Below are 25,653 nucleotides of genomic sequence, written 5' to 3' on the forward strand. Positions count from 1 at the left end.
AAACGGGCTTGCGCGAGCCTGTCGCCGCGTTAAGTTCGGCGCAACCTGAGCGAGGACACGATCGATGACCACCGACGCCGAAATCCAGAGCGCTTTGCCTGCCCTTGGCTCCGGCAACGTAGCCGTCATCACCGGCGGCGCCAGCGGCATCGGCCTCGCAGCGGCCAGGCGGCTGGCGGCAATGGGCCTAAAAATCGTGCTTGCCGACATCGGCGGCGCGCGGCTCGATGAGGCTGCCCACGGCGTTGCCACGATTGCCGGCGACAGCGCCGCCGTGCTCGCTGTCGCGACCGACGTTTCGCAGCCCGACGAGGTCGACCGGCTGGCCGAAAAGGCGTTCGATGCCTTCGGCGGCGTGTCGCTGTTAATGAACAATGCCGGCGTCGGCAACAACCCCGGCAAGCCCTGGGGAAACCGCGACGCCTGGAAGCGGCTGCTGGACATCAATTTCTGGGGCGTCGTCCATGGCGTCGAGGCCTTCGTGCCACGTATGCTGGCTACAGCAAAACCGGGCCTGATCGTCAACACCGGCTCCAAGCAAGGCATCACGACGCCGCCCGGCAATCTTGCCTACAACGTCTCCAAATCGGGCGTGAAAACATTCACCGAGGGCCTGGCGCATGCGCTGCGCAACGAGCCCGGGGCCAACATCGCCGCGCATCTGCTCATTCCGGGGTTCACTTTTACCGGCCTGACCGAAGGTGCGACCGAAAAGCCCGCCGGCGCCTGGACCGGCGAGCAGGTGATCGACTTCATGCTGGCCGCGCTGGTGCGTGGCGACTTCTACATCCTGTGCCCCGACAACGAGGCGACGCGGCCTATGGACGAAAAGCGCATGGCCTGGGCGATCGGCGACATCATCGAGAACCGCCCTGCTCTGTCGCGCTGGCACCCGGACCACAAGGACGCTTTCGCGGCGTTCATGGAAGGCTGACGCTCACGCCGCATGCGTCTTCGAGCCGTGCTTTTGCGCAGCGGCCTTGTTGACCGCCACATCCGCGACCTGTCGGTCATGCCGCTTCGCCGCGCGCTCACATTTGTCGCGGATCTCCTGGACCTCGGATTCGGTCAGATGCTCGATGCCGATAAAGCTGTTTTTGGCTTTGCTGACCCGGATCAATTCGTCGAGCTTCGCCTGGATCGCGGCGCCGTCACGGTTTTGGGTGTTCTGGATTAGGAACACCATCAGGAAGGTGACGATCGTGGTGCCGGTGTTGATGATGAGCTGCCATGTATCGGAAAACCCGAACATCGGTCCGCTTGCCCCCCACGCAACAATGATCAGGAAACAGACGGCGAATGTCGACGGCAGACCGGCTAGATGCGCCACATAATTGGCGATCCTGGTGAAAAGCTTCTCTATCATGGCAGGAGAAACAACCAGCATCCGCTCCTGGTTCCCTCCTTTCACCGACGCAGCCGTTCACAGACCCGCAAGGATCAAGGGATTTCGCGCTCCCAGCGGTCGAGGAAGGCCTCGATGGAAAGCGCCTGCATGTCGGGAATGGCCCTGGCGAGTTTTTCGACCGACCAGTCCCACCAGCCGAGGCTTTCAATCCGCGCAGCGGTTTTCTCGGCAAAACGCTGGCGCAGCGGGTTGGCCGGAACGCCGGCGACGATCGCATAGGCAGGTACATCGCGCGTCACCACCGCATTGGCGCCGATGATCGCGCCATTGCCGATGGTCACATCGGGCATGATCACCGCGCCATGGCCGATCCAGACGTCGTGGCCGATGGTGACGGACGTCGCCCGCCGCCGCTCGCGGAACGCCGCGTCGACGCCGAGCCAGCGAAAATACTCGTTTGGCCGATAGCTGACCTTGTGCTGGGTCAATCGCTCGATCGGGTGCTCGAGCGCGTTGATACGGCTGTTGGCGGCGATCGAGCAGAACTTGCCTGTTGTCGTGTAGATCGCCTCGGCGTGGCGCTCGAAATAGGAGAAGTCACCGACTATGACTTCGCGCAAGATGACCCGCTCGCCGATCGAAGCGTAGCGCCCAAGCTTGCATGCCTTCAATTCCGCGGTCGGATGGATGCGCGGCTTGGGGTCTTTCAGGACAAGATTTTCGGGACGGTCCATGCCGGCGGCTTTACGCCCGAGCGATTGGTCCCGCAAGCGGGAGCAATCGTCCGTCACCTGTTTCCAGAGCCTATTTCGGCTTGCCGTTGGTCCACACCACGTTCTGGCCATAGAGCGGGACCGTGGTGACCGACATTTTCGCAGAACCGTCCTGCACCTGGCGCGAATGCGACAGATAGATCAGGGTCTCGTTGGCTTTATCGTAGATGCGGTTCACCACCTGTTTCTTCCAGATCAGACTGATGCCTTGCTTGAACACCTCCTCGCCGGCATCGCTCATGTCGATGTCGCCGATTGTGATCGGCCCGGTTTGGCGGCAGGCGATCGAGGAATCGGATGGGTCCTCGAACCAGTTGCCCTTTTGCAGGCGATCGATCACGCCACGGTCGAAATAGGAGACGTGGCAGGTCACGCCTTCGACCTTCGGGTCCTTGATCGCCTCGACGATGATGTCGTTGCCTAGCCAGTCGACGCCGACCTTGCCGACCTCCTGGGCGACAGCCGCACCAGCGCCGACGACAAGGCACGCGGCCAAAGCGCCGCCGATCAGTTTTCGCCCAATCAGTCCCTGCCCAATCAGTCGTTGCAACAAAGCCTCCTGCGGTTCGAGTTTTGCCGACCTCAGGTGGGACGGGCGGCGGCACTTTGCAAGCGGATCATTTTTTAAGGGAAAGCCGGTTGCGGCAACGCGACATCTTTGCGCGAGCGAGATCAAACCGTTAAGAGTGTTCGCCCAACAAGCTCCAAAGGCGCCGATACGGCGCCGATGAAAATCGCGACGGACAGCCATTTGATGATGCGTTCAATACTGGTCGGCATTCTCATCCTGATGGCGGCGGGCATCGGCTGGCTCACCTTCGAGTGGTACCGTGGGCATTATGGCGGCGAGCCGTTCGGCGCGCCGTTCACGCTGGTCGACCAGAAGGGCGCTCCGATCACCGAGGCGGCCTTTCGCGGCCACCCCAGCGTCGTCTTCTTCGGCTTCACCCACTGCCCGGAAGTCTGCCCGACCACGCTGTTCGAACTGGCCGGCTGGCTGAAGACGATGGGTGATGATGGCAAGAACCTGCGCGCCTATTTCGTGACGGTCGACCCGGAGCGCGACACGCCCGAAATCATGAACGCCTATATCAGCAACTTCTCCGACCGCATCCTCGGCATCACCGGCGACCCGGACAAGGTCCGCGCCATGGCCAAATCCTTCGGCATCTATTCGAAAAAGGTCGATACCGGCGACGGCGACTACACGATGGACCACACCGCTTCGGTGCTGCTGCTCAACGCCAGGGGCGATTTCGCCGGCACCATCGCTTATGGCGAAAGCCCCGACACCGCCATCGCCAAGCTCAAGCGGCTGGCGGCGGCAGGCTAGTGCATGATCCCGAACCGAAGCTCCGCACCAGCGAACAGTGGGAACCGGATTTCGGATAAGATCATGCGCACAAAGAAAATCGTTTGATGACCCAAACGCGGCTTTATTTCAGCACTGGAAAGATCGAGGCCGACCGTATCTTCGCGGCGTTCGAAGCGGCATTCGAAGATGAGGGCCTGCCGATTGGCTTGGTCGAAGTCGACGAGGACCGCGACATCCACGAAGTGTCACTCTATGCCGACGGCGATGTCGATGCCGTCGAGGCGCGCTTGAAGGAGATCCTTGCCGGGCTGGCCCTGTCGAGGCCGATTGCGCGCGAGCCCGTGCCTGATATCGACTGGGTGACGCGTTCGCTGGAGGGACTGAAGCCGGTGCGCGCCGGCCGTTTCTTCGTCCACGGCGCGCATGACCGCAGGAAGCGCCACAGCGGCGAGCTCGCCATCGAGATCGAAGCGGGCCTCGCCTTTGGAACCGGCCATCACGGCACCACCGCCGGCTGCCTCGAAATTCTGGAACAGGTCGTGCGGCGCGAACGCCCGCGCAACGCGCTCGACCTCGGCACCGGCAGCGCGGTGCTGGCCATCGCGCTGGCCAAGCTCGCCCATATTCCGGTGCTGGCGACCGACATCGATCCGGTCGCCACAAAAGTCGCCGCCGCCAACGCGCGGCTCAATCACGTCAAGGCGCTGGTGGAGACGGTGACGGCGCCGGGCTTCCACCATCCGATTTTTGCCGCGCGCGGCCCTTTTGGCCTCATCGTCGCCAATATACTGGCGCGGCCGCTGATGCGGCTGGCGCCCGAAATGGCCAGGCATGTCGGTTTGGGCGGCTCGATCGTGCTGTCGGGCATCCTCGACCGGCAGCGCGACGCGGTGATCTCCGCCTATGTCGGCCAGCAGTTCCGCCATGTCAGGACGTTGCATCGCGAAGGCTGGGTGACGATCCACCTCAAGCGGTGACGCGCAGCGCCTTCAATTGCACGCCGCAAATTCGCTCAGACATAGCGCGACCTTGCCGCCTTCTTCAGTTCTTCGCGATCGTAGCCGTTCGCTTTCAGCGTTTCGTCGTCAAAGCCAAGCAGAACGCCGCTCACATAGCGGCTCGCTTCGCGCTGGCGCGCTTCGATGAGAGCGTTCACGGCGCTTCTGAAAAATCCGCGTCTGGCTGAAATCGTGGACATGATGGTCTCCTTTGCAGGGCAGTAAGACTCGTTCCTCCACGCCAAAAAAGGTAAGCTCTGCTGACCTTTTTTTAAATCGCTGATTCTGCATGGCGTCCATGCGCAAAAGCGATGCTGGACCGAACAGGGCAATCACTGCAGGCAAAAGAGGGCCTCCCAGCTCACGTAGAATGACCACCGTCGATGTCGGCGCTGCCCCTCATTGCCCTGCCGGGCATTTCTCCCCGTATAGTGACGGGGAGAAAAACGCCTTCGCGAACGATTTCGCCAATCTCCAGGTTGCGGAAAGGATGCCGAGGTTGCGGTCAGCCCCTTCTCCCCGTCACTATACGGGGAGAAGATGCCGGCAGGCAGATGAGGGCAGCGCAGACCTGAAGCGATTGCCCTGCTGGAGCGCCTGGCGTAGCAAAAGTCGATTCCGATTTCCGGGGTCATGCGCTACGGTCGCGCCAAAGCATCGGGCCCAAAAGTGGAAACCGGTTTGGGAAAACCCGATGCTCAAACAAAAGGCTAGATGTGAGCGGCGGCACGGTTCGACTTGAAAGTCCGCCGCTCACATCCAGCATCCGAGGAGAGGCCATGATGTTCCAGACCTTTGATTCCGCAGGCGACCCCGCCGTCGGCAAGCCACGTGTGGCGTTGCTGCGTCAATGGCTGGCGGCCAACGGGCTGGATGGCTTCATCGTGCCTCGTGCCGACGAGCATCAGGGCGAATATGTCGCCGACCGCTCGGCGCGGCTGAAATGGCTGACCGGCTTCAGCGGCTCGGCCGGCGCCGCCATCGTGCTCGGCGACCGTGCCATCATGTTCGTCGACGGCCGCTACACGCTGCAGGTGCGCCACGAGGTCGATCTCGACATCTTTTCGATCGAAAGCCTGGTCGACAATCCGCCCGCCGCCTGGATCAAGGACAATCTCGGCAAGGGCGTGCGGCTTGGCTTCGACCCGTGGCTGCAGACGATCGGCGACGTGAAAGCGCTGAAAGCGTCGGCCGAAAAATCGGGAGCGACATTGGTGCCGCTCGAGAGGAATCCGATCGACGCCATTTGGGAGAACCAGCCCGAACCGCCGCTGGCGCCGGTCGAGCTTCATCCTATCGGCTTTGCCGGCGAATTGGCCAAGGACAAGCTGGCGCGGCTGGCCGAGTCGATCGGCAAGGATGGCGCCACCCATGCCGTGCTGACCGACCCGTCCTCCATCGCCTGGGCCTTCGACATCCGCGGCGGCGATGTGCCGCACACGCCGCTGGCGCTCGGCTTCGCCGTGCTCGCCGCCGATCGATCGCACCTGCTTTTCATGGACCAGCGTAAGTTTTCACGCACCGTCGCGGCCTATCTGACGCAGCTCGCCGAATTGCACGAACCCGGTGAATTCGAAGCTGCTATCGCAGCCCTGGCCAAGGGCGGCGCGAAGATCGCGCTGGATCCGGTGCTGGCGGCGGAGAGACTGAGAATGCTGGTCGAGGACAATGGCGGCACCGTCATCACCGCACCCGACCCTGCCCGCATTCCGCGCGCGACGAAAAACCAGGCCGAGATCAGCGGCGCCCGTGCCGCGCACCGCCGCGATGGCGCCGCCGTTGCCAAGCTGCTTTGCTGGCTCGACCGCCAGGAACCGGGCAAGCTCGACGAGATCGCGGTCGTCACCAAGCTCGAGGAGTGCCGCCGCAGCACCGGCGAGGAAACACAGATGCCGCTGCGCGACGTGTCCTTCGACACCATCGCCGGCGCCGGCCCGAACGGCGCCATCATGCACTACCGCGTTTCCCGCGCCACCAGCCGAAAGCTTCAGTCTGGCGAACTGTTCCTGCTCGATTCGGGCGGGCAGTATCAGGACGGCACCACCGACATCACCCGCACCGTACCGATCGGCACACCGACCGAGGAAATGCGCGAACGCTTCACGCTGGTGCTGAAGGGCATGATCGGCATTTCCATGCTGCGCTTTCCCCCGGGCACGCGCGGCTCCGAGATCGACGCCGTGGCGCGCCTTGCCCTGTGGAAACACGGTTGCGATTTCGCCCATGGCACCGGCCATGGCGTCGGCTCCTATCTGGCCGTGCACGAGGGCCCGCAGCGCATCGCCAGGACCGGCACCGAAAAGCTGCTGGCAGGCATGATCGTCTCCAACGAGCCGGGCTACTACAAGGAGGGTTCTTACGGCATTCGCATCGAGAATCTCATACTGGTGACGCCGGCCGAGCCGATAGAGGGCGGCGACATCGCTGTGCATGGCTTCGAGACGCTGACGCTGGCGCCGATCGACACCAGGCTGGTGCGATCCGACCTGTTGACGCGCGACGAGCTGCATTGGCTCGACACATACCACCAGCGCGTGCTGGCCGAGATCGGACCGATGCTCGATGGCGAGACGCTGGCCTGGCTGGAAAAGGCAACCGCACCGCTGCCGCACGACCAGAAGTCCTGATTTTTCGGAAAGGCGGTGGGTCAGCTAGGGACCCAGGATGCCGGTCCGCAGGCAATGGCCTGCGGCCTTATCGCTGCCTTCTAACCTCCAAGGGTCGCCGACGGATTTCGCCGCGAAACTCGTTGAAGACACATGGCGGGTGCAGGATGACGGTCGTCTCGGCACAAGGTCTGGCGTGGTGGAACGAGAAGGCAGAGCGTGGGCGAAACCGACGAGCGGCTGCTGGCGCTGATCGCTCAGAACAATGCGGCTGCGGTGGAAGCCATGGTCGAGCGCAAGCTGCCGCGGCTGATCCGTCTCGCCACGCGAATGCTGGGCGACCGCGGCGAGGCCGAGGATGTCGCGCAGGAGACGTTCTTGCGCATCTGGCGGGCGGCTCCGGGCTGGCGCGCCGGCGAGGCGAAGTTCGACACCTGGCTGCATCGCGTCGCACTCAATCTCTGCTACGACCGGCTGCGCAGGCGGCGGGAGACGCCGGTGGCGGAACTTCCCGATCGCCCCGACGAACGCCCGGGCGTGGAAGCGGATATGCTCGCGGCCGACGATCAGCACCAGGTGCGGCGCGCGCTGGCCGAGCTGCCGGAGCGCCAGCGCGAGGCGATCGTGCTGCAGTATTATCAGGAGCTTTCGAACGGCGATGCGGCAGAGGTCATGGGCATCAGCATCGAGGCATTGGAAAGCCTGTTGTCGCGGGCGCGGCGGCAGCTCGCCCTATGAGCGCAAGCACGGTTGGCTGAACCGGCTGGTCGGCATGCTGCCGAAGTCTCGCGGCGAAGCAATCGCTTTTGCACCGACCATCCCGCTGGCGCTGCGAGGCCAGGCAGACGTCACCTCCTATGCGCCGTCCGCCCTGCCAGAGGCGCCGGACGACCTGATGACGCGCGTCGGCAAGCTCTATGACGCCGACGAACAGCTGCATGCGCTGTCGAGCAGCGCGATGGAGACACGGGCGTTGGGCGCGGTGAACGCGCAGCGCAAGGACGCAGCGAGCGTCGGCCGCACCGCCGCGGGCTTCCTCGCCAAGGCCGGCGGACCGCGCGTTGCCATGATCGAAACCAGCGGCTGGGACACCCATAGCGGCCAGCAAGCCAGGCTGGCCAACCAGCTCAGAGCGCTCGACGCGCTCATCGATGGGTTGCACGTTGGCCTCAGCGATATCTGGAAGGATACGACCGTGCTGGTCGCCACCGAGTTCGGCCGCACTGTCGCCGTCAACGGCACTGGCGGCACCGACCACGGTACGGCATCGGCTGCGATGATCGCTGGCGGAGCGGTGAATGGCGGGCGGGTGCTGGCCGACTGGCCGGGACTGTCTACCGGTGCACTCTACCAAGGACGCGACCTCGCCCCGACGCTCGACCTCGACGCGCTGATTGCGGTGACATCAGCCGAAACGTTTGATCTCGATCCGCAAGAGACGATGCACAGGCTCTTTGCAGGAGGTCGATTCGATCCCGCGATCTCCAACATCGTGCGGAAATAGGACTGGCGTACTCAGCCGGTCCGGTTACCCGACGAACTGCCGGGCCAGCACCAGCACGACGGCGCCGGCCAAAAACATCGCCATAAGCCCGCTGCGCAGCGAGACCAGCCCGGCGACGATCAATGCCGCCCATTCCGCCGGCCCGCCGCCAAGTGCTGCCGGCGCCACCAGCGTCGTCAGCACTGCGGCAGGCACAGCGTTCAGCCCGGCCTCGACGCGCGGATGGATGTTTTCGAAGCGCGAGATCACCAGATGGCCGCCGATGCGGGTCAGATAGGTCGCGATCGCGCCGGCGGTGATGATCCACAAGGTCGTGCTCATGGCCGCGCCTCCACGCCGCTGTGGCGCGGCGGCAGGATGACCGCGAGCAGCACGCCGGCCACGGCGCCAATCGAGACGTGCCAGGGCGAGCCCACCGTCTTGTAGGCGATGATGGAGGCAGCAGCACTGGCGACGACCACCGGCAGCCACAGTGGCCGTTTGCGAAAGCCCATGACCAGTCCGAGGAAATAGATCGGCAGCAGAAAATCGATGCCCAGCGCATGGGTATCGGGAATAAGCCTGCCGAATACCGCGCCAAGCGCGCTTTCGGTCACCCAGAACACATAGACCGGCAGGCCAAGCCCCATATACCAGGCGAAGCCGACCGTCTCGCCAGCCTCCGCCTTGCGCTCGGCCACGGCGAACTGCGGATCGGTGAGCAGGAAATAGCCGACCGCCTGCTGCACCGGCGGCCAGTGCGCGATGCGCCGGCCGATGCCCGCGGAGTAAAGCACATGGCGGAAATTCACGGCGAAGATCGACAGCACGATCAGCCATGGCGCGACATGCTGCCCGAACAATTCGATGCCGACCATCTGGCTGGCGCCGCCGAAAACCATGGCGCTCATCAGCAAGGCTTCAAGCACCGAAAATCCGTTGTCTACGGCGAGCGCCCCGAACAGCAGTCCAAACGGCGCCGCCGCCACCACGACGGGCATGCTGAGCCGCACGCCTTGCCAGAAATCGCTTTTTGCGCGGTTTTCGGAGATTGCTTCCGCCGACATCAGCCACTCCTCGGAGCACCGCTCGTCCTTTTGGACGATCAAAGGACGCTCTAACACTTTGAATCCACGCGTCGGGCCATCCGAAAATCGATCCCGATTTTCGGGCCGATGCGGGGGAAAGCTGGTATGTAGGGAGCGCTGTCAGCCTTGTCACACCAATTCGCTTGAGCCGACGATCAGCGGAAGTGATCCTCGTCGCAGGTTCAGGCGTGCGCGTTTCGGCCAGTGCTCAGTCCACCGGGACCTTGGCTTCGATCGCCCTGCCCCAGTCGAGCAACGGCTTGGCCCGCAAGGCGAAATCGACCAGCTCGTCGACCAGCGCCGGCCAGTGGATTCCCGCAGGGTCGACTTCGTGCCGGACGGCGAAATGCCGGTTGCGGATGGCCGCCGCGAGATCGGCCGCCGTGACATGCTCGAAGCCGCGTGGCGCGCGCTTCATGCAGCCTTCCGCATCGAGTTCGAGGCGGTTTTGCTTCAGCGCCTCGATCAGCGCCCGGAATTCACCCGGCCGCGCCGCGATGGCCTGGCGCATCGCCAGCAGCAGCGCCGGCCCCGGCTGCCACCAGGCAACGCCGGCAAAGCAGCGCTCAAGCCCGATATGGATGAAGAACACGCCCTGTTCCATCTTGGTGCCATCAGGCGAGAGGATTGCCGACAGATGCCGGTTGTAGGGCCGCTTGTCCTTGGCGAAGCGCACGTCGCGATTGATCCGGAACAGCGACTTCTTGCGATCGCCGCGCAAGCCCAGCCCCGCTGCCGCGAAGCGCTCGGAGAGCGTTTCGACCAGATCGCCGAAGGGGTCGCGCAGCTCGCTTTCGAAGAGGTCGCGGTTTTCCAGAAACCACTCCCGGCTCTGGTGAAAATCGAGCGCCTTGAGGAAGGGAATTGCCTTTTGGCCGAAACCGGTGAACGCGCCTTCCATCACGCCTTGCCGATCCGCGCCAACCAAGCGTCTTCGTCGATCACCTCGATGTCGAGTTCGGTGGCAAGCTTGAGCTTGGAGCCAGCACCTGGGCCGGCAACGACGAGATCGGTCTTCTTCGACACCGAGCCGGCGACCTTGGCGCCGAGCTTTTCGGCCATTGCCTTGGCCTCGTCGCGCGACATCTTTTCCAGCGCGCCGGTGAAGACCACCGTCTTGCCGGAGACCGGCGACGACACGCCACCGACCGGCTCCTCGTCGAGCACTGTTACTTCCGCCAGCAATGCATCGAGCGCCTGCCGGTTATGGTCTTCAGCGAAGAAATCGACCACCGCCTCGGCAACGATCGAGCCGATGCCGTTGATGCCGTTCAACTCCTGCCAGGCAGCGTTGCCAGGGTCACCCTTGCCGGCCGGCATGACGGCGCTTTGCCCGGTTTCGCGGAAAGCGGCAAAGGAAAGGAAATGGCGGGCCAGCCGCTTGGCATTGGTCTCGCCGATGTGGCGGATGCCGAGCGCATAGAGGAATCGCGAGAACTCGACCTGCCGCCGATCGTCGATTGCCGCGAACAGCTTGCGTACCGAGGTCGCGCCGAAACCGTCAACGTTCTCGAGCTTGGTCAGCGATGCTGCCTGCCGCTTCTTCAGCGTAAAAATGTCGGCCGGTGAATAGATGCGTAGTGACGGATCCTCGGCGTGGAAGAAGAATTCGATCTGCTTCTCACCGAGCCCCTCGATATCGAAAGCACCCCGAGAGACGAAATGGCGCAGACGCTCCACCGCCTGCGCGGGGCAGATCAATCCGCCAGTGCAGCGCCTGACTGCTTCCCCCTCCTCGCGCACGGCGTGGCTGCCGCAGGCCGGGCAAAGCACTGGGAAGGCATATTGCACACTGTCGGGCGGCCGCTTTTCCATGACCACGTCGATGACCTGCGGAATGACATCGCCAGCACGCTGGATGCTCACCGTGTCGCCGATGCGAATGTCGCGGCCTTCGCGGATCGGCTGGCCGTTGTTGCCGATGCCCTTGATGTAGTCCTCATTGTGCAGTGTCGCGTTGGTCACCACGACGCCGCCGACCGTCACCGGCACCAGCCGCGCCACCGGCGTCAGCGCGCCGGTGCGGCCGACCTGGATGTCGATGCCGGTCAGGATCGTCGTCGCCTTCTCGGCCGGGAATTTGTGAGCGATCGCCCAGCGCGGCGAACGCGAGACGAAGCCCAGCCGCTGCTGCAGCTCGAGGCTGTTCACCTTGTAGACGACACCGTCGATGTCGTAGCCGAGCGTCGCCCGGTTGGATTCGATCAGCCGGTATTGCTCGAGCAATCCCTCGACGCTGTCGAACAGCTTCATCAGCGGATTGATCCTGAAGCCAAAGCGCTCGAACGCCGCCACCATGCCCATCTGCGTGTCGGCGGGCATGGCGCTCACCTCACCCCAGGTATAGGCGAAAAACCGCAGCGGCCGGCTGGCTGTGATCGAGGTATCGAGTTGGCGCAAGGAGCCTGCCGCCGAGTTGCGCGGATTGGCAAAAACCTGCTTTCCGGCCTCGGCATTGCGGCGATTGAGCTCGGCAAAGTCGGTGAGGCGCATATAGACCTCGCCCCGCACTTCCAGCACATCGGGAAAATCGCCTGAGAGCACGTTGGGAATCTCGGCGATGGTGCGGGCGTTGGCCGTCACATCCTCGCCGACCTGGCCGTTGCCACGCGTTGCCGCCGTCACCAGCCGTCCGGCCTCGTAGCGCAGCGACAGCGACAGGCCGTCGATCTTAGGCTCGGCAGTCATCGCCAGCGGCGCGTCGGCGCTGAGCCTGAGGAAACGGCGGATGCGGCCGACGAAATCGATCACGTCCGCATCGGCGAAAGCGTTGTCGAGCGACAGCATCGGAATGGCATGGACGATCTTGCGGAATTTCTCCGACACCGCCGCGCCGACTTTGCGTGACGGCGAATCCTCGCGCACAAGGGCAGGAAACCGCTGCTCGATGGCAAGGTTGCGCCGCCGCAGCGCATCGTAGGCCGCGTCCGAAATCGTCGGCGCGTCCTCGGCATGGTAACGCTGGTCGTGGGCGGCGAGTTCCTCGGCCAACCGCTTCAGCACGCTGGCTGCTTCACTTTCGCTGAGTGAATCGACTGGTTTTTCGGGCATGCACGGCTCCTCGACGCTGACCCGGAACGATTTCCTGGGCCATGCGCGAAATCAAATTGCTACAGCGTCCTTGCGCGTTCGAAGGACGCGCGGCGCGCCACAATAGATCAGGATTTTGAGAAAATCATTGCTGAACAGCAGGATGGAGCCACATCCTGACTCGATCCACAACGCCGAGCATGAGGTCCGCTAATGCATGTCGCGCAAAAGCATGCCCTCGGGCTTGAACCGAGCGTGCGCAGCGGTTTTGCGATAACGACATGCATAAAAACAAGAACCTAAAGCGCGTCGCATGAATCCGTTCAAATGCGACGCGCTTTAGGCCGCGGTGTTCTCTCGCAGCAGCCGCTCGGCCGCTGCGCGCGCCTCGTCGGTGATGGTCGCCCCGGCAAGCATCCGCGCGATCTCTTCCTGGCGCGCCGCCCAGTCCATCTCGGCGATGCCGGTGGCGACGCGATCGGCGCCGCCGGATTTGGAGATCAGGAAATGCGTCGCCGCGCGTGCCGCCACTTGCGGCGCGTGCGTGACCGAAAGCACCTGCACGCGCTTCGACAGCCGTGCCAGCCTTTGGCCGATGGCGTCCGCCACCGCGCCGCCAACCCCGGTGTCGATTTCATCGAAGACCAAGGTCGGCGCCGAGCCGCGGTCGGCCAGCGCCACCTTCAGCGCCAGCAGGAACCGCGAAAGTTCGCCTCCGGAGGCGACTTTCATCATCGGGCCCGGTCTTGTGCCGGGATTGGTGCGCACCCAGAACTCGACCTGATCGATGCCGTCTTCCATGCGGCTCTCGGCCTCGCTTGCCATCTCGACGATGAAGGCTGCCCGTTCGAGCTTCAGCGCCGGCAGTTCGGCCATCACCGCCCTGGTCAACCCGACCGCCGCCGCATGGCGAAGCGACGAAAGCTGGGCAGCGGAAATGTCATAGGTCTCGCACGCGGCGGCGGCCTGCTTCTGCAGCCCGTGCAGGCGCTCCTCGCCGGCGTCGAGATCGGCGAGATCGGCGGCCATCGTATCGCGCAATTGCGCCAGATCGTCGACCGCCACACTGTGCTTGCGTGAGGCGGCGCGCAGCGAAAACAGCCGCTCCTCGGCCTGTTCCAGCCGCCGCGGATCGTACTCGGTGGCGCGAAGTGCCGCTTCCACGCCCGATTGCGCTGCGTCGAGCGACAGCATCGCCTCATCGAGCGATTTGACCACGTCGTCGAGCAGGCCGGGCGCCTCGGTCACCTTGCGCTGCAGCCGTCGCAACAGGCTGGCGAGTTGCGGCAGGGGCGAAGACGGGCCCGAGAGCACATCTTGCGCATCGTGGATTTCCGAGGCGATCTTTTCCGCCCGCATCATCGAGGCGCGCAACTCGGCGAGGTCGGCTTCCTCGCCTGGCTGGGGATCGAGCTTCGTCAATTCGGCGACCGCGGCGCGCAGATAGTCGGCCTCGCGGGCCGCCGCTTCCACCTTGGCACGATGCCGCGAAAGTTCCAGTTCGCAGGCCCGCCAGTACCGCCATGCCTCGCCGGTCGCCCGCACAGCGCCGAGATGACCGCCAAAACTGTCGAGCAATTCGCGATGGGCACCGGGATCGACCAAGGCACGCTCGTCATGCTGGCCGTGGATCTCGACCAGCGCGTGACCGACATCGCGCATCAGTGTCACGCTGGAAGGCTGGTCGTTGACGAAGACGCGGGTACGGCCATCCGCCGTCTGCACGCGGCGCAGGATGATGTCGCCATCGTCCTCGATAGCGTTGTCGGCAAGCAGCATGCGGGCAGGATGGTTGCGCGGCACGTCGAACACGGCGATGACTTGGCCCTGTGCTGCGCCATGCCGCACCAGCGAGGCGTCACCGCGGGCGCCAAGCGCCAGCGACAGCGCGTCGAGCAGGATGGATTTTCCAGCGCCGGTTTCGCCGGTCAGCACCGAGAGACCGGACGAGAAGTCGATGTCCAGCTTCTCGATCAGAACGATATCGCGGATCGACAGTCTGGAAAGCATGGTGACGCGCCGCTCAGGCGCCGGTGATCAGCTTCCCGGCCTTGGCGATCCACGAGCCCGCATTCTCGCGCGGCTCGAGCCCACCAGTCTGCAGGAGCTTGTAGGAATCCTTGTACCACACGCTGTCGGGATAGTTGGTGCCGAGCACAGCAGCGGCAGTCTGCGCTTCCGATGTCAGCCCCATCGCGTAGTAGGTTTCGGTAAGACGCGCGAGCGCTTCCTCGACATGGCGCGTGTTGGAATAGGTCTCCACCACGACGCGGAACCGCTTGACGGCGGCGATGTATTCACGGCGCTCGAGATAATAGCGGCCGATCTGCATCTCCTTGCCGGCGAGTTGGTCGTTGGCGAAGCGGATCTTTTCCTTGGCGTCGTCGACATATTCGGAATCGGGCCAGCGCGTCACCAGATCCTGCATCGTTTGCACGGTCTGACGCGCTTCCTTCTGATCCTGGGTGACATCCCTGATTTGCCGGTAATAGCTCAGCCCGATGATATACTGGGCATAGGCAGCGTCGTCGGTCGACGGATAGAGCGTGAGATAGCGCTTGGCCGAACCGATCGCCTCGGTATAGTTGCCTTGGCGATAGTCGGCAAAGGCGCCCATCACCATCGATTTGCGGGCGTATTCGGAATAGGGATGCTGGCGGTCGACCGCACCGAATTTGCGGCTCGCCTCCTGCAGGCGCCCGGCATTCAGATTGGCGAGGCCCTGATTGTAGAGAACGTCTGCCGGCTCGGTCTGCTCGACATAGGTCGACAGGTCGACATCCTTTTCGGACGACATGCAGGCCGACAGGAACAGCGATGGAACAACCACCGAAAGCGCCAGGAAAACAGCCCGATGCGGCGCTTTCGATTGACCAATTCGCTTGAAGAACATGATTGGATTCCGCCCTTTCGGCGTCATTTCAGTCGACATCTCGCCCTGGGGCAGCAGGCATAACCATAATCGCCGTGCCCGGCAACGCTATCTCCGGCCATTCGCACATTTTTGTGGCAGCCTGGCGCAACCCGCACACTTGCGTGATTTCGCCGGCCGATGGTGCATTCATGCAACACAGGCCGGCGGCCATAAAACCCGAAAAAACGTTAAGAATCAGATCATCCAGGGCGCGTAGACAGGTGCGTAGACGGCGCTCTTTTCGACGGTGCGACCGCGCTCGCGGCGTGTCGTCTCGACGATCTCGAACGCCGAACGGTCCGACAAAAGGCGGCGCAGCGCTGCCGCATTCAGCCTGTGGCCGCCGCGATAGGAACGGAAGCAGCCAATGAACCGGGCGCCGGCCAGCGCCAGATCGCCCATGGCATCCATCGTCTTGTGGCGCACGAATTCGTTGGGATAGCGCAAGCCTCCGATGTTGATCACGCGGTTGTCGTCACCGATCACCAGGGAGTTTTCCAGCGAGGAGCCGAGCGCATAGCCGGCTGCCCACAGCCGCTCGACGTCCTTCATGAAACCAAAGGTGCGCGCCCGCGCGATATCGCGGCGAAAAATGTCGGCGTTCATGTCGGATGCAAACAGCTGACGGCCGATCGCCGGGCTTTCGAAATCGATCTCGATTTCGAAGCGCGTGCCGTCATAGGGCCTGAACTCCGCCCAGGAGGCACCGTTCTCGATGCGAACCGGCTTCACCACCCTGATGTAGCGGCGCTTGACCGGCAGCGTATCGATACCCGCCTGGTCGATGGCCTCGACGAACGCCATGGCGCTGCCGTCGAGGATCGGAACCTCACGGCCGTCGATCTCGATGACGACATTGTCGATGCCGAGCCCGAAAACCGTGGCCATCAGATGTTCGACTGTGGCGATGTGCTCGCCTGCCGGATCGCCGAGCATGGTGCACAGATCGGTGGCGCCGACCTCGGAAACCAGCGCGCGGAACTCCCGGACTTCGCTTCCATTCGAAAGCTGGAACACGACACCCGTATCAGCGTCTGCCGGCAGGAAATGAACGGTAACGGAATTGCCGCTGTGAACACCGGTGCCGGTCAGCGTCGCACGCGATCTAAGTGTCGTCTGATAGTCGTGCAAAACAAACCCCATAGCCCATACTGCCTACGTCCGCTTCATAAGCCCAAGGGCGCGGCTCTTTGATCGGCAGGCAGGGCCACTTCCCCGAATCCCAGCAAACCGAAATTGATTGCGGCGAAGATAGTGGTCCGGCAGGAAGTCTCCAAATCACGGTTTCTTACTTTCTGTAACCGCGATCCGAACCGGATACGGTCTCATAACTCCTTGTTTTACAGGCGCTTTTAGCGTTAACAGGCAAACAATTTCTTGTCTGCCTGTTAATAACTGTTACGGTCCGTTAACAGGTTAGTTGGCCTGGCGGCGCAGGAATGCCGGAATCTCCAGCTGATCGTCTTCCTGGACGGCCCTGCTCTGCGGCGTCAGCCGGCCCTGGTCGTCCAACTGGCCGCGGCGTGGCGCGTAAAGCTGCGGATCCTGGCTGGCAAGGCGGCGCACTTCGGGTGCCGCCTGGCGCAGTTTCGGCTCGCGCGGCTGCGCCGGCTGCAGCCGTGCAGGCTCTTCTTCGCGACGGGTAAGGCCGTTGGTCAGGCGCTTGAGCAGTCCCATCGGTCCGCTGTTCTCGTGGTCGGCCGGACGGCTTTTGGCTTCCACCTCGGCTTTCACCACCGGCGGAAAGTCCTCGACGCGCGGCATGCGCTGGGGCGCTGCCGGCTGAAGCACTTCACGCTGCGGCGCGGGCTGCATCGTTTGCTGAACCATTGGCTGCAGCATCGGCTGCGGCTGGGCCGGCGGCGCCTGGAAGATCTTGCTCTGCGGGCGGAAATCTTCTGCCTGGGAGGCCGGCGCGGGACGCGCCATCGCCGCCGCATTCGCCTCGGCGAGCTGGATTGCCTCGGCGACCGGATCGGCGGCGCGCGGCTCGTAGCCTCCCTGCTGGACAGGCGCCGGACGGCTTTCCGTGACCGGAGCGGCCGGACGGCTGACCGGCTTTGGCGGAGCCGTGCGGATGGCGATCGGCGCGGCAGCGATTTCTGCCGCCGATTTGTCGATGCCGGTAGCAACCACCGAGACGCGGATGACGCCTTCGAGATCCTCGTCGAAGGTCGCACCCAGGATGATGTTGGCTTCCTGGTCGACCTCCTCGCGAATTCGGGTCGCCGCCTCGTCGACTTCGAACAGGGTCAGGTCGCGGCCGCCGGTGATCGAGATCAACAACCCCTTGGCGCCCTTCATCGAGGTCTCGTCGAGCAGCGGATTGGCGATCGCGGCTTCGGCGGCGGCCATGGCGCGCCCCTCGCCGGAAGCTTCGCCCGTCCCCATCATCGCCTTGCCCATCTCGCGCATGACCGAGCGGACGTCGGCGAAGTCGAGGTTGATCAGCCCTTCCTTGACCATCAGGTCGGTGATGCAGGCGACGCCGGAATAGAGCACCTGGTCGGCCATGGCGAAAGCGTCGGCAAAGGTCGTCTTGTCATTGGCCAGCCGGAACAAGTTCTGGTTGGGGATGACGATGAGGGTATCGACGCATTTCTGCAATTCCTCGATGCCCAGATCCGCCGTCTTCATGCGGCGCTGGCCTTCGAAATGGAACGGCTTGGTGACGACGCCGACGGTGAGAATCCCCTTCTCGCGCGCCGCACGTGCAACGACCGGCGCGGCCCCCGTGCCGGTGCCGCCGCCCATGCCGGCAGTGACGAAGCACATATGGGTGTTGGAGAGATGATCGACGATCTCGTCGATGCATTCCTCCGCCGCGGCGCGTCCGACTTCCGGCTGCGACCCCGCACCCAGGCCCTCGGTGACATGCGCGCCGAGCTGGATCAGGCGATCCGCCTTGGACATGGTCAGCGCCTGCGCATCGGTATTGGCCACCACGAACTCGACGCCGCGCAAGCCGGCGGTGATCATGTTGTTGACGGCATTGCCGCCGCCGCCGCCGACACCGAACACGGTGATACGCGGCTTCAGCTCGGTGATGTCCGGCTTTTGCAGATTGATGGTCATTGTCTCCGTCCTTTGCCTTTCCCGCCGCTTCGCCGCTGCGGCCGCCTATGGGGCTGTCCCCGTCAATTTAAAAACTGTCTCTCAACCACTGACTCATTCGATGCAGTTTTCCGCCTGTTCCGGTCATCCTGAGACCAGAAATTCCTTTCGCCGGATGGCTCTCGAAATTCGCCATCTGCGGGTAGATCAGAAGCCCGACTGGCGTCGAGAAAGCCGGCCCCTTGGCCGCCTCCGGCAGGCCCGCTACACCGAGCGGACGGCCGATGCGCACATTGCGTCCGAGAATGCGGCGCGCTGCCTCGGGCAGGCCGGAAAGCTGGCTGGCGCCGCCGGTCAGCACGACGCGCTTGCCGGCCGCGTTGCCGTAGCCGGACCTGTTCAGCCGGTCGCGCAACAGTTCGAGCGTTTCGTCGATGCGCGCCCGGATGATGCGCGTCATCACCGAACGCGGGATCTGAAGCGGCACCTCGCCGTCCTCGCCGATCGGCTGTATCGAGACCAGGTCGCGGTCGTCGGCACTGCCGGGCAGCGCCGAGCCATGCATCACTTTCAGCCTCTCGGCGGCATCGAGCGAGGTTGACAGGCCCTTGGCCATGTCCAGCGTAACGTGGTTGCCGCCGATGGCGATGGCGTCGCCATGAACGAACTTGCCTTCCGAAAACATCGAGATCGTCGTGGTGCCGCCGCCCATGTCGATGCAGGCTGCGCCCATCTCGAGTTCGTCGTCGACCAGTGCGGCAAGACCGCTGGCATAGGGCGTCGCCACCATGCGCTCGACCGACAGGTGCGAACGGTTGATGCAAAGCTCCAGATTGCGCAACGGTGCCGCGTCACCCGTCAGCACGTGCATGTCGACGCCGAGCTGGTCGCCGACCATGCCGCGCGGATCACGCACGCCGCGCTCGGCGTCCAGCGAAAAGCCGACGGGAAGCGAATGGATCACTTCTCGCTCGGCCCGCAGCGCCTGCTTGGCGCCGGCGGCAAGCACGCGCTTGATGTCGGCCTCGTCCGCCTCATGGCCGCCAAGGTTGATGGTTGCCGAGAAGCTTTCGCTCTTCAGCCGGCCGGCCGTCATGTTGACGATCAGCGAATCGACGGTCAGCCCGGCCATGCGCTCGGCGGCATCGACGGCAAGGCGGATGGCGTGCTCGGCCCTGTCGAGATCGATGACGACACCCGATTTCACGCCTTGCGATTTCTGGTGGCCGATGCCGATAACCTGTATGCGATGCGAGCGCCCGCGCAGCAGCATGCCGTCCTCGCGCGGCTTGAGCTTGGCCACCACGCAGCAGACCTTGCTCGAGCCGACATCCAGCACCGTCATGATGCCGGACCGGCGCGACGAGGTATCGCTGTTGCCGCCAAGCCAGCTCATATCTTCGTCTCCGGCTTGCGCTTCGGCATTTTCGGCTTTTCATTGAGCGCGGCCTGACGCTGCGTCGCCGCCTCCGGCGTCAACTGGACGACGAGGCGATCGGAAAGGCGCATGTCGACGGCGGCGATATCGCGCGTCAAAAGCCCGTTCTCTCGGTCCATCCTGAGCAGATCGGCGATCGCCTGGTCCTCGCCATCCTCGGGGAGCTTGACCGTGATGCCGTTTTCCAGCTTCAGATCCCAACGTCGTTCGCCGATGCGGATGTAGCCTTTGATCCGTGCGGCAAGCTCTGGGTATTTCTTGATCCTGGCCAGGAAATCCGGCGCCTTGGCCGGGGCGCCGGTGCCGACGATCAGCGGCAGCAGCGACTGCTTGCCGCCGGAGAATGGCGCGATCACGGCGCCGGAGCGCTCGATGACCGAAAGCTCGCTGCCCTGCTGCCAGAGCGCGAAGGGCTCACGCTCCTCGATGCGCACCTCCAGCGTGTGCGGATAGACCTTGCGCACCGCCGCAACCTCGACCCAGGGCAGCGTGGCGATGCGTTCCCGCGCGGCTTCGGCATCGAAGCCGATCAGCGACGTCCAGCCATCGAGCTGCATCCTGTCGAGAATATCGATCTCGGAGGTTGCGCGGTTGCCGACGACCTTGATCTGGTCGACGGCAAAGCCCGTGCGCGCGGTGATGCCCTGGACGATAGCGTCGACATGCCCGCCGAGATAGGCGCCATAGGCACTGCCCGATACGAGCAGCGCCGCCGACAGCACGGCTGCGGAAAACGGCGGCACCTCGAAGTCGTCCTCGCCCAGACGCGCCAGCATGCGCGCCGGCCGGCGAAGCAGGCGCGGCAGCACGAAATGGTCGAACGACAACGCCACGCCGAACAGCGTCGGCCCGGTCGCGCCCTTCCCCTTGCCCTGTCCCCACCTCAACGCAGACACGAAGCGTCCTCCACCATCCAACTCAACAAATCGCCGAACGAGTGTCCCGCCTGCGCGGCGATCTCAGGCACCAAGGATGTCGGCGTCATGCCGGGCTGAGTGTTGACCTCGAGCCAGACAATTTCGCCGTTCTCGGAGTGTCGATCATCATAACGGAAGTCCGACCGGGAAACGCCCCGGCAGCCGATGGCTTGGTGAGCCCTGAGCGTCAGTGTCTGTATTTTTTGGTAAATATTCGGTGAAATTTTTGCAGGGCATTCGTGTTTTGATCCGCCCGCGACGTATTTTGAATCATAGTCGTAGAAGGAATGGCCGGTCGGGATGATCTCGCAGACGCCGAGCGCCACATCGCTCATCACCGCGCAGGTCAACTCCCGCCCGTGCACATAGCGCTCCGCCATGACGGTATCGCCATACTTCCAGTCGGACGAACCGATGACCTGCGGCGGATGCGACTGCCCTTCGTGCACGATGACGACACCGAAGCTCGACCCCTCATTGACCGGCTTGACGACGTAAGGCGGCTTCATCGGGTGCTTGTTCTGGATGGCGAAGCGATTGACCACCTTCGATTCGGCGACCGGAATGCCGACAGACTTGGCGATCTTCTTGGCTTGCTCCTTGTTCATGGCAAGCGCCGAGGCGAGCACGCCGGAATGGGTGTAGGGGATGGCAAGATATTCGAGGATGCCCTGGATGGTGCCGTCCTCGCCGAAAGGACCATGCAGCGCATTGAAGGCAACATCAGGCTTGAGCTCGGCCAGCACCGATCCAACATCGCGCGAGACGTCGACGCGAGTGACCTGGTAGCCTTCCGTCTCGAGCGCATCGGCACAGGCTTTCCCCGAAGACAAGGACACGGGCCGCTCGGACGAGAATCCACCCAGAAGGACGGCCACGTGCTTGCTTTTCATTTCCCGTCATTCCCTATCACGGCGGGCCCTTTCACTGCGGGTCTGCATCTCACACGCCCCGGAAAGGGCCATTCACTCAAACGCTCGGAGCACTCCCTGCTCTGACGATTTCTGCAACATCGAGTCCCCAAGCCTCCCGGCAGGCAGCCCCTGACGGAAAAACGCTGGTGACGCGTCGAAACGACTCAAATCAGGAAACGCTTCAGGGCAGAGAATCAGAGAGTTGAATCGCTGGCAAGTCCTTACGATTCCGCGAGATTCACTTTCCGCAAAAACGGCCGCGAAAACTGTGTTGTTGAGTCCTTACAGCAACTGTCCGAGGAATTCCTGGACCTCGTGCCCTGGCCGGAATTTGCCGATGCGCTTGATTTCCCAATGCAGCCGGATGCCCGACCGTTCGAGCACGCGCGCGCGCACTGTCTCGCCAAGATATTCAAGGTCGTAGCCGGTGGCGGTTCCCGTGTTGATCATGAAGTTGCAATGCATCGGCGACATCTGCGCACCGCCGATCATCAGCCCCCGACAGCCCGCTCTGTCAATCTCCTTCCAGGCCGAGGTGCCCTCCGGATTCTTGAAGGTCGAGCCGCCGGTCTTTTCGCGGATCGGCTGCACGGTCTCGCGATGATGCTGGACGGCGTCCATTGCCGCCTTGATCGCGGCCTTGTCTGCCAAAACGCCTTCGAACACCGCTGATGTGAAGATCAGCCCGGCAGGTGCTGCCGAATGGCGATAGGCGTAGCCCATATCGGCGTTGCTCAGCGTATGCACATTGCCCTTGCGGTCGAGCGCCCGCACCTCGACAACACGCTCGCGCGTCTCGACGCCATTGGCGCCGGCATTCATCCTCAGCGCACCGCCGATGGCGCCCGGAATGCCGTGGTAGAACTCAAAGCCGCCTATGCCAGCCTGATAGGCGACAGCGGCAAGGCGTTTGTCGGGCGTCGCCGCACCCGCCTTGATTGTGGTTGGCGCAGTCACTTCGGCTTCGCCAAAGCCCTTGGCCGAAAGCCGGATGACGAAGCCCGCAATACCGCCGTCACGCACAAGCAGGTTCGAGCCGATACCGACGGTGGTCAGCGGTATCTCTTCGGGCACTGCCCCCAGGAACGCAGCGAGATCGTCTTCGTCGGCCGGCTGGAACAGCGCGTCGGCCAGCCCGCCGGCGCGGAACCAGGTGATCTTGTCCATCTCGGCATTGGGCGTGATGCGGCCGCGCAGGCCGGCAAGCCGGCCGCCAAGCTTGTCGATCAATGCCTGGCCACGCATCATGAGGCAGTACCGCCGAGGTCCCTGGGCAGCGCGTAGGCCCATTGCGTGATGTTGCCGGCACCGAGGAAGACGATGAAATCGCCTGGTTTGGCCAGGTCGCGGATAACCGGCGCAATCGCCGTGGGGCCTTCGATGTAGCGCGCGTCGCGATGGCCGCCGGAGCGGATGCGCGACACCAATGCCTCGGACGTCACCCCGTCGATCGGCTCTTCGCCTGCCGCATAGACCGGCGCCACCATCACCGTGTCGGCATCGTTGAAGCAGACGGAAAACTCGTCGAACAGGTCGTGAAGCCGGGTGAAGCGGTGTGGCTGGGCAATCGCGATGACGCGGCCCTTGGTGGCATCGCGCGCCGCCTTGAGAACCGCCGTGATCTCGACCGGATGGTGGCCGTAATCATCGAACACATCGACGCCGTTCCACGAACCGGTACGGGTGAAGCGCCGCTTGACGCCGGCGAAGGACGACAGGCCCTTCCTGATCGCCTCGGCCGAAAGGCCGAGCTCATGCGCGACGGCGATCGCCGCCGTCGCATTGGCGACGTTGTGACGGCCGGGCATCGGCAGGCGCAGGCCTGATATCGTCGACTGGCCGCCGGTCTTGCGGTCGCGGATCACCACGTCGAATTCCGAGGTCGGGCCATCCATGCGGTGATTGATGAAACGCACGTCGGCCTGTGCGTTCTCGCCATAGGTGATGACGCGCCGGTCCTCGATGCGGCTGACCAGCGCCTGCACCTCCGGATGGTCGGTGCACATGACGCCGAAGCCGTAGAACGGCACGTTTTCGACGAACTGGCGAAAGGCCTCGCGCACCTTGTCGAAGGAGCCGTAATGGTCGAGATGTTCGGGATCGATGTTGGTGACGACGGCAATCTCGGCCGGCAGCTTCAGGAACGTGCCGTCGCTCTCATCGGCCTCCACCACCATCCATTCGCCATCGCCCATGCGGGCGTTGGTGCCGTAGGCATTGATGATGCCGCCATTGATCACGGTCGGATCGAGCCCGCCGGCCTCGAGCAGCGTCGCCACCATCGAGGTCGTCGTCGTCTTGCCATGCGTGCCGCCGATGGCCACCGCCTGCCGGAAGCGCATCAGTTCCGCCAGCATCTCGGCGCGACGGACGATGGGAAGCAGTTTCTCGCGTGCCGCCTTCAGCTCCGGATTGGATTTCTTGATCGCCGTCGAGACGACGACCACTTCGGCATCGCCGATATTGTCGGCATGGTGACCGACGAAGCACTCGATGCCCTTGTCGCGCAGCCGCTGCACATTGGCGCTGTCGGCCTGGTCGGACCCTTGCACCTGGTAGCCGAGATTATGCAGCACCTCGGCGATGCCGCTCATGCCGATACCGCCGATGCCGATGAAATGCACGAGGCCGATCGTCTGCGGCATCTTCATACGTGCGTCTCCTTCCTGAATTCCGATACGCTTTTCTTCGACGCAATAGCCTCTGTCAGATCGGCGAGCAACCGTGCCGCGTCCGGTTTTCCGGCCGATTTCGCCGCCGCTGCCATCGTGGTCAGCCGCTCCGGATCGTCCATCAGCGCTCCGACGAGCGCGGCTATGCGCTCGGACGAAAGCGTCGATTGCGGATGCACTTCGGCGCCGCCTGCCGCGGCCAATGCCGCGGCATTGGCCGCCTGGTCGTGGTCGAGCGCATGCGGATAGGGCACCAGCAGCGCCGGCCGGCCGATCACCGCGATTTCCGATACGGTCGATGCGCCGGACCGCGACATCACCAGATGCGCCGCAGCCATGCGCGCCGCCATGTCGGTGAAGAAGGGCGACACCTCAGCCTCGACGCCAAGGGCGGCATAGGCCGCCTTCACCCGCTCGACATCGTCGGCACGCGCCTGCTGGGTGATATCAAGCCGCCCGCGTTGTGCATCGGAAAGCTGTCGAACCGCCGCCGGCACCGCATCGGAAAAGAACTGTGCGCCCTGGCTGCCGCCGAACACCAGGAAGCGGAACCGCTGCTCCCCGGTCGACGCCGCATAGGGCGTCTTTGCCGCCTCCAGCACTTGCGGCCTGACCGGATTGCCGGTCGTCACCGTCTTGGCGCCTGCAGCGGTTGAATCTTCTGGCAAAAACCCGCCGGCGATGGCATCGACACGGCCGGCGAGCGCCCGGTTGGCGCGCCCCATCACCGCGTTCTGCTCGTGGATCAGCGTCGGCACCTTGCGCCGCGTCGCCGCATAGAGCGGCGGCAGCGTCGGATAGCCGCCGAAACCGACCACCACGGCTGGCTTGACCCGACCGATCACGGCCGATGCCTGCCGCACGCCGCCCCAGATCTTCCAGAAGGCGGCGAGCACGGCGAAAGGATTTTTCGAGCCGATGGTCGCCGACTGGATCGGATGGATACCCGCGGCCGGGAACTGGCCGGCAAAACGCTCGGCACGATCATCGGCGGCCAGATGCACCGTCCAGCCGCGCCTGATCAGCTCGTGCGCCAGCGCCTCGGCCGGGAAGAGATGCCCGCCCGTGCCGCCGGCCGCCAAAAGGATCGCGCCCCTCGACAT

Annotated in this window: 24 protein-coding genes; 6 read left to right on the forward strand and 18 right to left on the reverse strand. The window is 63.9% G+C overall.

The window, feature by feature from the left end; all coding sequences use genetic code 11:
- Window positions 1-64 precede the first annotated feature (64 nt).
- The gene (locus AC0L2Z_RS12970) at window positions 65-934 is read left to right on the forward strand and encodes an SDR family NAD(P)-dependent oxidoreductase (RefSeq protein WP_473628189.1); all 870 of its coding nucleotides are present in this window, start codon (window positions 65-67) and stop codon (window positions 932-934) included.
- Between the two features lie 3 nt (window positions 935-937).
- On the opposite strand, the gene AC0L2Z_RS12975 is transcribed toward AC0L2Z_RS12970, so the two are convergent.
- The 3 genes from AC0L2Z_RS12975 to AC0L2Z_RS12985 form a co-directional block, all read right to left on the reverse strand.
- Window positions 938-1,366 (reverse strand): low affinity iron permease family protein, encoded by a 429-nt coding sequence (locus AC0L2Z_RS12975; protein WP_473516868.1) that lies wholly within the window; start codon window positions 1,364-1,366, stop codon window positions 938-940.
- A gap of 74 nt (window positions 1,367-1,440) precedes the next feature.
- Window positions 1,441-2,082, reverse strand: a complete 642-nt coding sequence (locus AC0L2Z_RS12980; protein WP_473628191.1) for an LbetaH domain-containing protein — start codon at window positions 2,080-2,082, stop codon at window positions 1,441-1,443.
- Between the two features lie 70 nt (window positions 2,083-2,152).
- On the reverse strand, window positions 2,153-2,671 hold the full coding sequence (locus tag AC0L2Z_RS12985) for a CreA family protein (protein WP_473628192.1): 519 nt from the start codon (window positions 2,669-2,671) through the stop codon (window positions 2,153-2,155).
- Between the two features lie 204 nt (window positions 2,672-2,875).
- Between AC0L2Z_RS12985 and AC0L2Z_RS12990 the strand changes: the two genes are divergently transcribed.
- Both AC0L2Z_RS12990 and AC0L2Z_RS12995 read left to right on the forward strand, forming a co-directional pair.
- Window positions 2,876-3,454 (forward strand): SCO family protein, encoded by a 579-nt coding sequence (locus AC0L2Z_RS12990; protein ID WP_473628193.1) that lies wholly within the window; start codon window positions 2,876-2,878, stop codon window positions 3,452-3,454.
- A gap of 86 nt (window positions 3,455-3,540) precedes the next feature.
- A complete protein-coding gene (locus AC0L2Z_RS12995) occupies window positions 3,541-4,413 on the forward strand; it encodes a 50S ribosomal protein L11 methyltransferase (protein WP_473628195.1) in 873 nt (290 codons plus the stop codon).
- 35 nt (window positions 4,414-4,448) lie between these two features.
- Here the strand turns inward: AC0L2Z_RS12995 and AC0L2Z_RS13000 are convergent, their stop codons facing one another.
- On the reverse strand, window positions 4,449-4,634 hold the full coding sequence (locus AC0L2Z_RS13000; protein ID WP_029351430.1) for a hypothetical protein: 186 nt from the start codon (window positions 4,632-4,634) through the stop codon (window positions 4,449-4,451).
- Between the two features lie 579 nt (window positions 4,635-5,213).
- On the opposite strand from AC0L2Z_RS13000, the gene AC0L2Z_RS13005 reads away from it, so the two are divergent.
- From AC0L2Z_RS13005 to AC0L2Z_RS13015, 3 genes are all read left to right on the forward strand, one after another.
- Window positions 5,214-7,061 (forward strand): aminopeptidase P family protein, encoded by a 1,848-nt coding sequence (locus AC0L2Z_RS13005; RefSeq protein ID WP_473628196.1) that lies wholly within the window; start codon window positions 5,214-5,216, stop codon window positions 7,059-7,061.
- A 198-nt stretch (window positions 7,062-7,259) separates the two neighbouring features.
- Window positions 7,260-7,778, forward strand: coding sequence for an RNA polymerase sigma factor (locus tag AC0L2Z_RS13010; RefSeq protein ID WP_473628198.1), 519 nt, complete (start codon window positions 7,260-7,262; stop codon window positions 7,776-7,778).
- 34 nt (window positions 7,779-7,812) lie between these two features.
- Window positions 7,813-8,544 (forward strand): DUF1501 domain-containing protein, encoded by a 732-nt coding sequence (locus AC0L2Z_RS13015; protein ID WP_473628199.1) that lies wholly within the window; start codon window positions 7,813-7,815, stop codon window positions 8,542-8,544.
- 24 nt (window positions 8,545-8,568) lie between these two features.
- On the opposite strand, the gene AC0L2Z_RS13020 is transcribed toward AC0L2Z_RS13015, so the two are convergent.
- From AC0L2Z_RS13020 to murG, 14 genes are all read right to left on the reverse strand, one after another.
- On the reverse strand, window positions 8,569-8,865 hold the full coding sequence (locus AC0L2Z_RS13020) for an AzlD family protein (RefSeq protein WP_473628201.1): 297 nt from the start codon (window positions 8,863-8,865) through the stop codon (window positions 8,569-8,571).
- Window positions 8,862-9,590, reverse strand: a complete 729-nt coding sequence (locus AC0L2Z_RS13025; RefSeq protein WP_128167158.1) for an AzlC family ABC transporter permease — start codon at window positions 9,588-9,590, stop codon at window positions 8,862-8,864. The genes AC0L2Z_RS13020 and AC0L2Z_RS13025 overlap by 4 nt, the downstream gene beginning before the upstream one ends.
- A 229-nt stretch (window positions 9,591-9,819) precedes the next feature.
- A complete protein-coding gene (locus AC0L2Z_RS13030; RefSeq protein WP_473628243.1) occupies window positions 9,820-10,512 on the reverse strand; it encodes a DUF2461 domain-containing protein in 693 nt (230 codons plus the stop codon).
- Entirely contained in the window at window positions 10,512-12,662 is a 2,151-nt protein-coding gene (gene ligA, locus AC0L2Z_RS13035) for an NAD-dependent DNA ligase LigA (RefSeq protein ID WP_473628203.1), read from the reverse strand. The genes AC0L2Z_RS13030 and ligA overlap by 1 nt, the downstream gene beginning before the upstream one ends.
- Before the next feature lie 318 nt (window positions 12,663-12,980).
- Complete coding sequence (recN, locus tag AC0L2Z_RS13040; RefSeq protein WP_473628204.1) at window positions 12,981-14,651, reverse strand: DNA repair protein RecN; 1,671 nt, start codon at window positions 14,649-14,651, stop codon at window positions 12,981-12,983.
- A gap of 13 nt (window positions 14,652-14,664) precedes the next feature.
- Complete coding sequence (locus AC0L2Z_RS13045) at window positions 14,665-15,534, reverse strand: outer membrane protein assembly factor BamD (RefSeq protein ID WP_128174186.1); 870 nt, start codon at window positions 15,532-15,534, stop codon at window positions 14,665-14,667.
- Window positions 15,535-15,750: 216 nt separating this feature from the next.
- Complete coding sequence (lpxC, locus tag AC0L2Z_RS13050) at window positions 15,751-16,698, reverse strand: UDP-3-O-acyl-N-acetylglucosamine deacetylase (protein WP_128246414.1); 948 nt, start codon at window positions 16,696-16,698, stop codon at window positions 15,751-15,753.
- A 273-nt stretch (window positions 16,699-16,971) separates the two neighbouring features.
- Window positions 16,972-18,630, reverse strand: coding sequence for a cell division protein FtsZ (ftsZ, locus tag AC0L2Z_RS13055; protein ID WP_023798745.1), 1,659 nt, complete (start codon window positions 18,628-18,630; stop codon window positions 16,972-16,974).
- A 67-nt stretch (window positions 18,631-18,697) separates the two neighbouring features.
- Window positions 18,698-20,005: a cell division protein FtsA gene (gene ftsA / locus AC0L2Z_RS13060; protein WP_473479900.1), complete on the reverse strand. Its 1,308-nt coding sequence runs from the start codon at window positions 20,003-20,005 to the stop codon at window positions 18,698-18,700.
- On the reverse strand, window positions 20,002-20,943 hold the full coding sequence (locus tag AC0L2Z_RS13065; protein WP_473628205.1) for a cell division protein FtsQ/DivIB: 942 nt from the start codon (window positions 20,941-20,943) through the stop codon (window positions 20,002-20,004). The genes ftsA and AC0L2Z_RS13065 overlap by 4 nt, the downstream gene beginning before the upstream one ends.
- Window positions 20,931-21,857 (reverse strand): D-alanine--D-alanine ligase, encoded by a 927-nt coding sequence (locus tag AC0L2Z_RS13070; RefSeq protein ID WP_473628207.1) that lies wholly within the window; start codon window positions 21,855-21,857, stop codon window positions 20,931-20,933. Before AC0L2Z_RS13070 ends, AC0L2Z_RS13065 begins: the two co-directional genes overlap by 13 nt.
- 303 nt (window positions 21,858-22,160) lie before the next feature.
- Window positions 22,161-23,126: a UDP-N-acetylmuramate dehydrogenase gene (gene murB / locus AC0L2Z_RS13075; RefSeq protein ID WP_287259792.1), complete on the reverse strand. Its 966-nt coding sequence runs from the start codon at window positions 23,124-23,126 to the stop codon at window positions 22,161-22,163.
- Window positions 23,123-24,529, reverse strand: a complete 1,407-nt coding sequence (murC, locus tag AC0L2Z_RS13080) for a UDP-N-acetylmuramate--L-alanine ligase (RefSeq protein ID WP_473628208.1) — start codon at window positions 24,527-24,529, stop codon at window positions 23,123-23,125. The genes murB and murC overlap by 4 nt, the downstream gene beginning before the upstream one ends.
- The gene (gene murG, locus AC0L2Z_RS13085; RefSeq protein ID WP_473479908.1) at window positions 24,526-25,653 is read right to left on the reverse strand and encodes an undecaprenyldiphospho-muramoylpentapeptide beta-N-acetylglucosaminyltransferase; all 1,128 of its coding nucleotides are present in this window, start codon (window positions 25,651-25,653) and stop codon (window positions 24,526-24,528) included. Before murG ends, murC begins: the two co-directional genes overlap by 4 nt.

Source organism: Mesorhizobium sp. WSM4850, from assembly GCF_055811735.1.

What these genes read in the sequence shown, in the direction of transcription:
- AC0L2Z_RS12970 (WP_473628189.1), top strand. Translation starts at nt 65, where the DNA reads ATGACCACCGACGCCGAAATCCAGAGCGCTTTGCCTGCCCTTGGCTCC.
- AC0L2Z_RS12975 (WP_473516868.1), bottom strand. Translation starts at nt 1,366, where the DNA reads ATGATAGAGAAGCTTTTCACCAGGATCGCCAATTATGTGGCGCATCTA.
- AC0L2Z_RS12980 (WP_473628191.1), bottom strand. Translation starts at nt 2,082, where the DNA reads ATGGACCGTCCCGAAAATCTTGTCCTGAAAGACCCCAAGCCGCGCATC.
- AC0L2Z_RS12990 (WP_473628193.1), top strand. Translation starts at nt 2,876, where the DNA reads ATGATGCGTTCAATACTGGTCGGCATTCTCATCCTGATGGCGGCGGGC.
- AC0L2Z_RS12995 (WP_473628195.1), top strand. Translation starts at nt 3,541, where the DNA reads ATGACCCAAACGCGGCTTTATTTCAGCACTGGAAAGATCGAGGCCGAC.
- AC0L2Z_RS13000 (WP_029351430.1), bottom strand. Translation starts at nt 4,634, where the DNA reads ATGTCCACGATTTCAGCCAGACGCGGATTTTTCAGAAGCGCCGTGAAC.
- AC0L2Z_RS13005 (WP_473628196.1), top strand. Translation starts at nt 5,214, where the DNA reads ATGATGTTCCAGACCTTTGATTCCGCAGGCGACCCCGCCGTCGGCAAG.
- AC0L2Z_RS13015 (WP_473628199.1), top strand. Translation starts at nt 7,813, where the DNA reads ATGCTGCCGAAGTCTCGCGGCGAAGCAATCGCTTTTGCACCGACCATC.
- AC0L2Z_RS13020 (WP_473628201.1), bottom strand. Translation starts at nt 8,865, where the DNA reads ATGAGCACGACCTTGTGGATCATCACCGCCGGCGCGATCGCGACCTAT.
- AC0L2Z_RS13025 (WP_128167158.1), bottom strand. Translation starts at nt 9,590, where the DNA reads ATGTCGGCGGAAGCAATCTCCGAAAACCGCGCAAAAAGCGATTTCTGG.
- AC0L2Z_RS13030 (WP_473628243.1), bottom strand. Translation starts at nt 10,512, where the DNA reads ATGGAAGGCGCGTTCACCGGTTTCGGCCAAAAGGCAATTCCCTTCCTC.
- ligA (WP_473628203.1), bottom strand. Translation starts at nt 12,662, where the DNA reads ATGCCCGAAAAACCAGTCGATTCACTCAGCGAAAGTGAAGCAGCCAGC.
- recN (WP_473628204.1), bottom strand. Translation starts at nt 14,651, where the DNA reads ATGCTTTCCAGACTGTCGATCCGCGATATCGTTCTGATCGAGAAGCTG.
- AC0L2Z_RS13045 (WP_128174186.1), bottom strand. Translation starts at nt 15,534, where the DNA reads ATGTTCTTCAAGCGAATTGGTCAATCGAAAGCGCCGCATCGGGCTGTT.
- lpxC (WP_128246414.1), bottom strand. Translation starts at nt 16,698, where the DNA reads ATGGGGTTTGTTTTGCACGACTATCAGACGACACTTAGATCGCGTGCG.
- ftsZ (WP_023798745.1), bottom strand. Translation starts at nt 18,630, where the DNA reads ATGACCATCAATCTGCAAAAGCCGGACATCACCGAGCTGAAGCCGCGT.
- ftsA (WP_473479900.1), bottom strand. Translation starts at nt 20,005, where the DNA reads ATGAGCTGGCTTGGCGGCAACAGCGATACCTCGTCGCGCCGGTCCGGC.
- AC0L2Z_RS13070 (WP_473628207.1), bottom strand. Translation starts at nt 21,857, where the DNA reads ATGAAAAGCAAGCACGTGGCCGTCCTTCTGGGTGGATTCTCGTCCGAG.
- murB (WP_287259792.1), bottom strand. Translation starts at nt 23,126, where the DNA reads ATGATGCGTGGCCAGGCATTGATCGACAAGCTTGGCGGCCGGCTTGCC.
- murC (WP_473628208.1), bottom strand. Translation starts at nt 24,529, where the DNA reads ATGAAGATGCCGCAGACGATCGGCCTCGTGCATTTCATCGGCATCGGC.
- murG (WP_473479908.1), bottom strand. Translation starts at nt 25,653, where the DNA reads ATGTCGAGGGGCGCGATCCTTTTGGCGGCCGGCGGCACGGGCGGGCAT.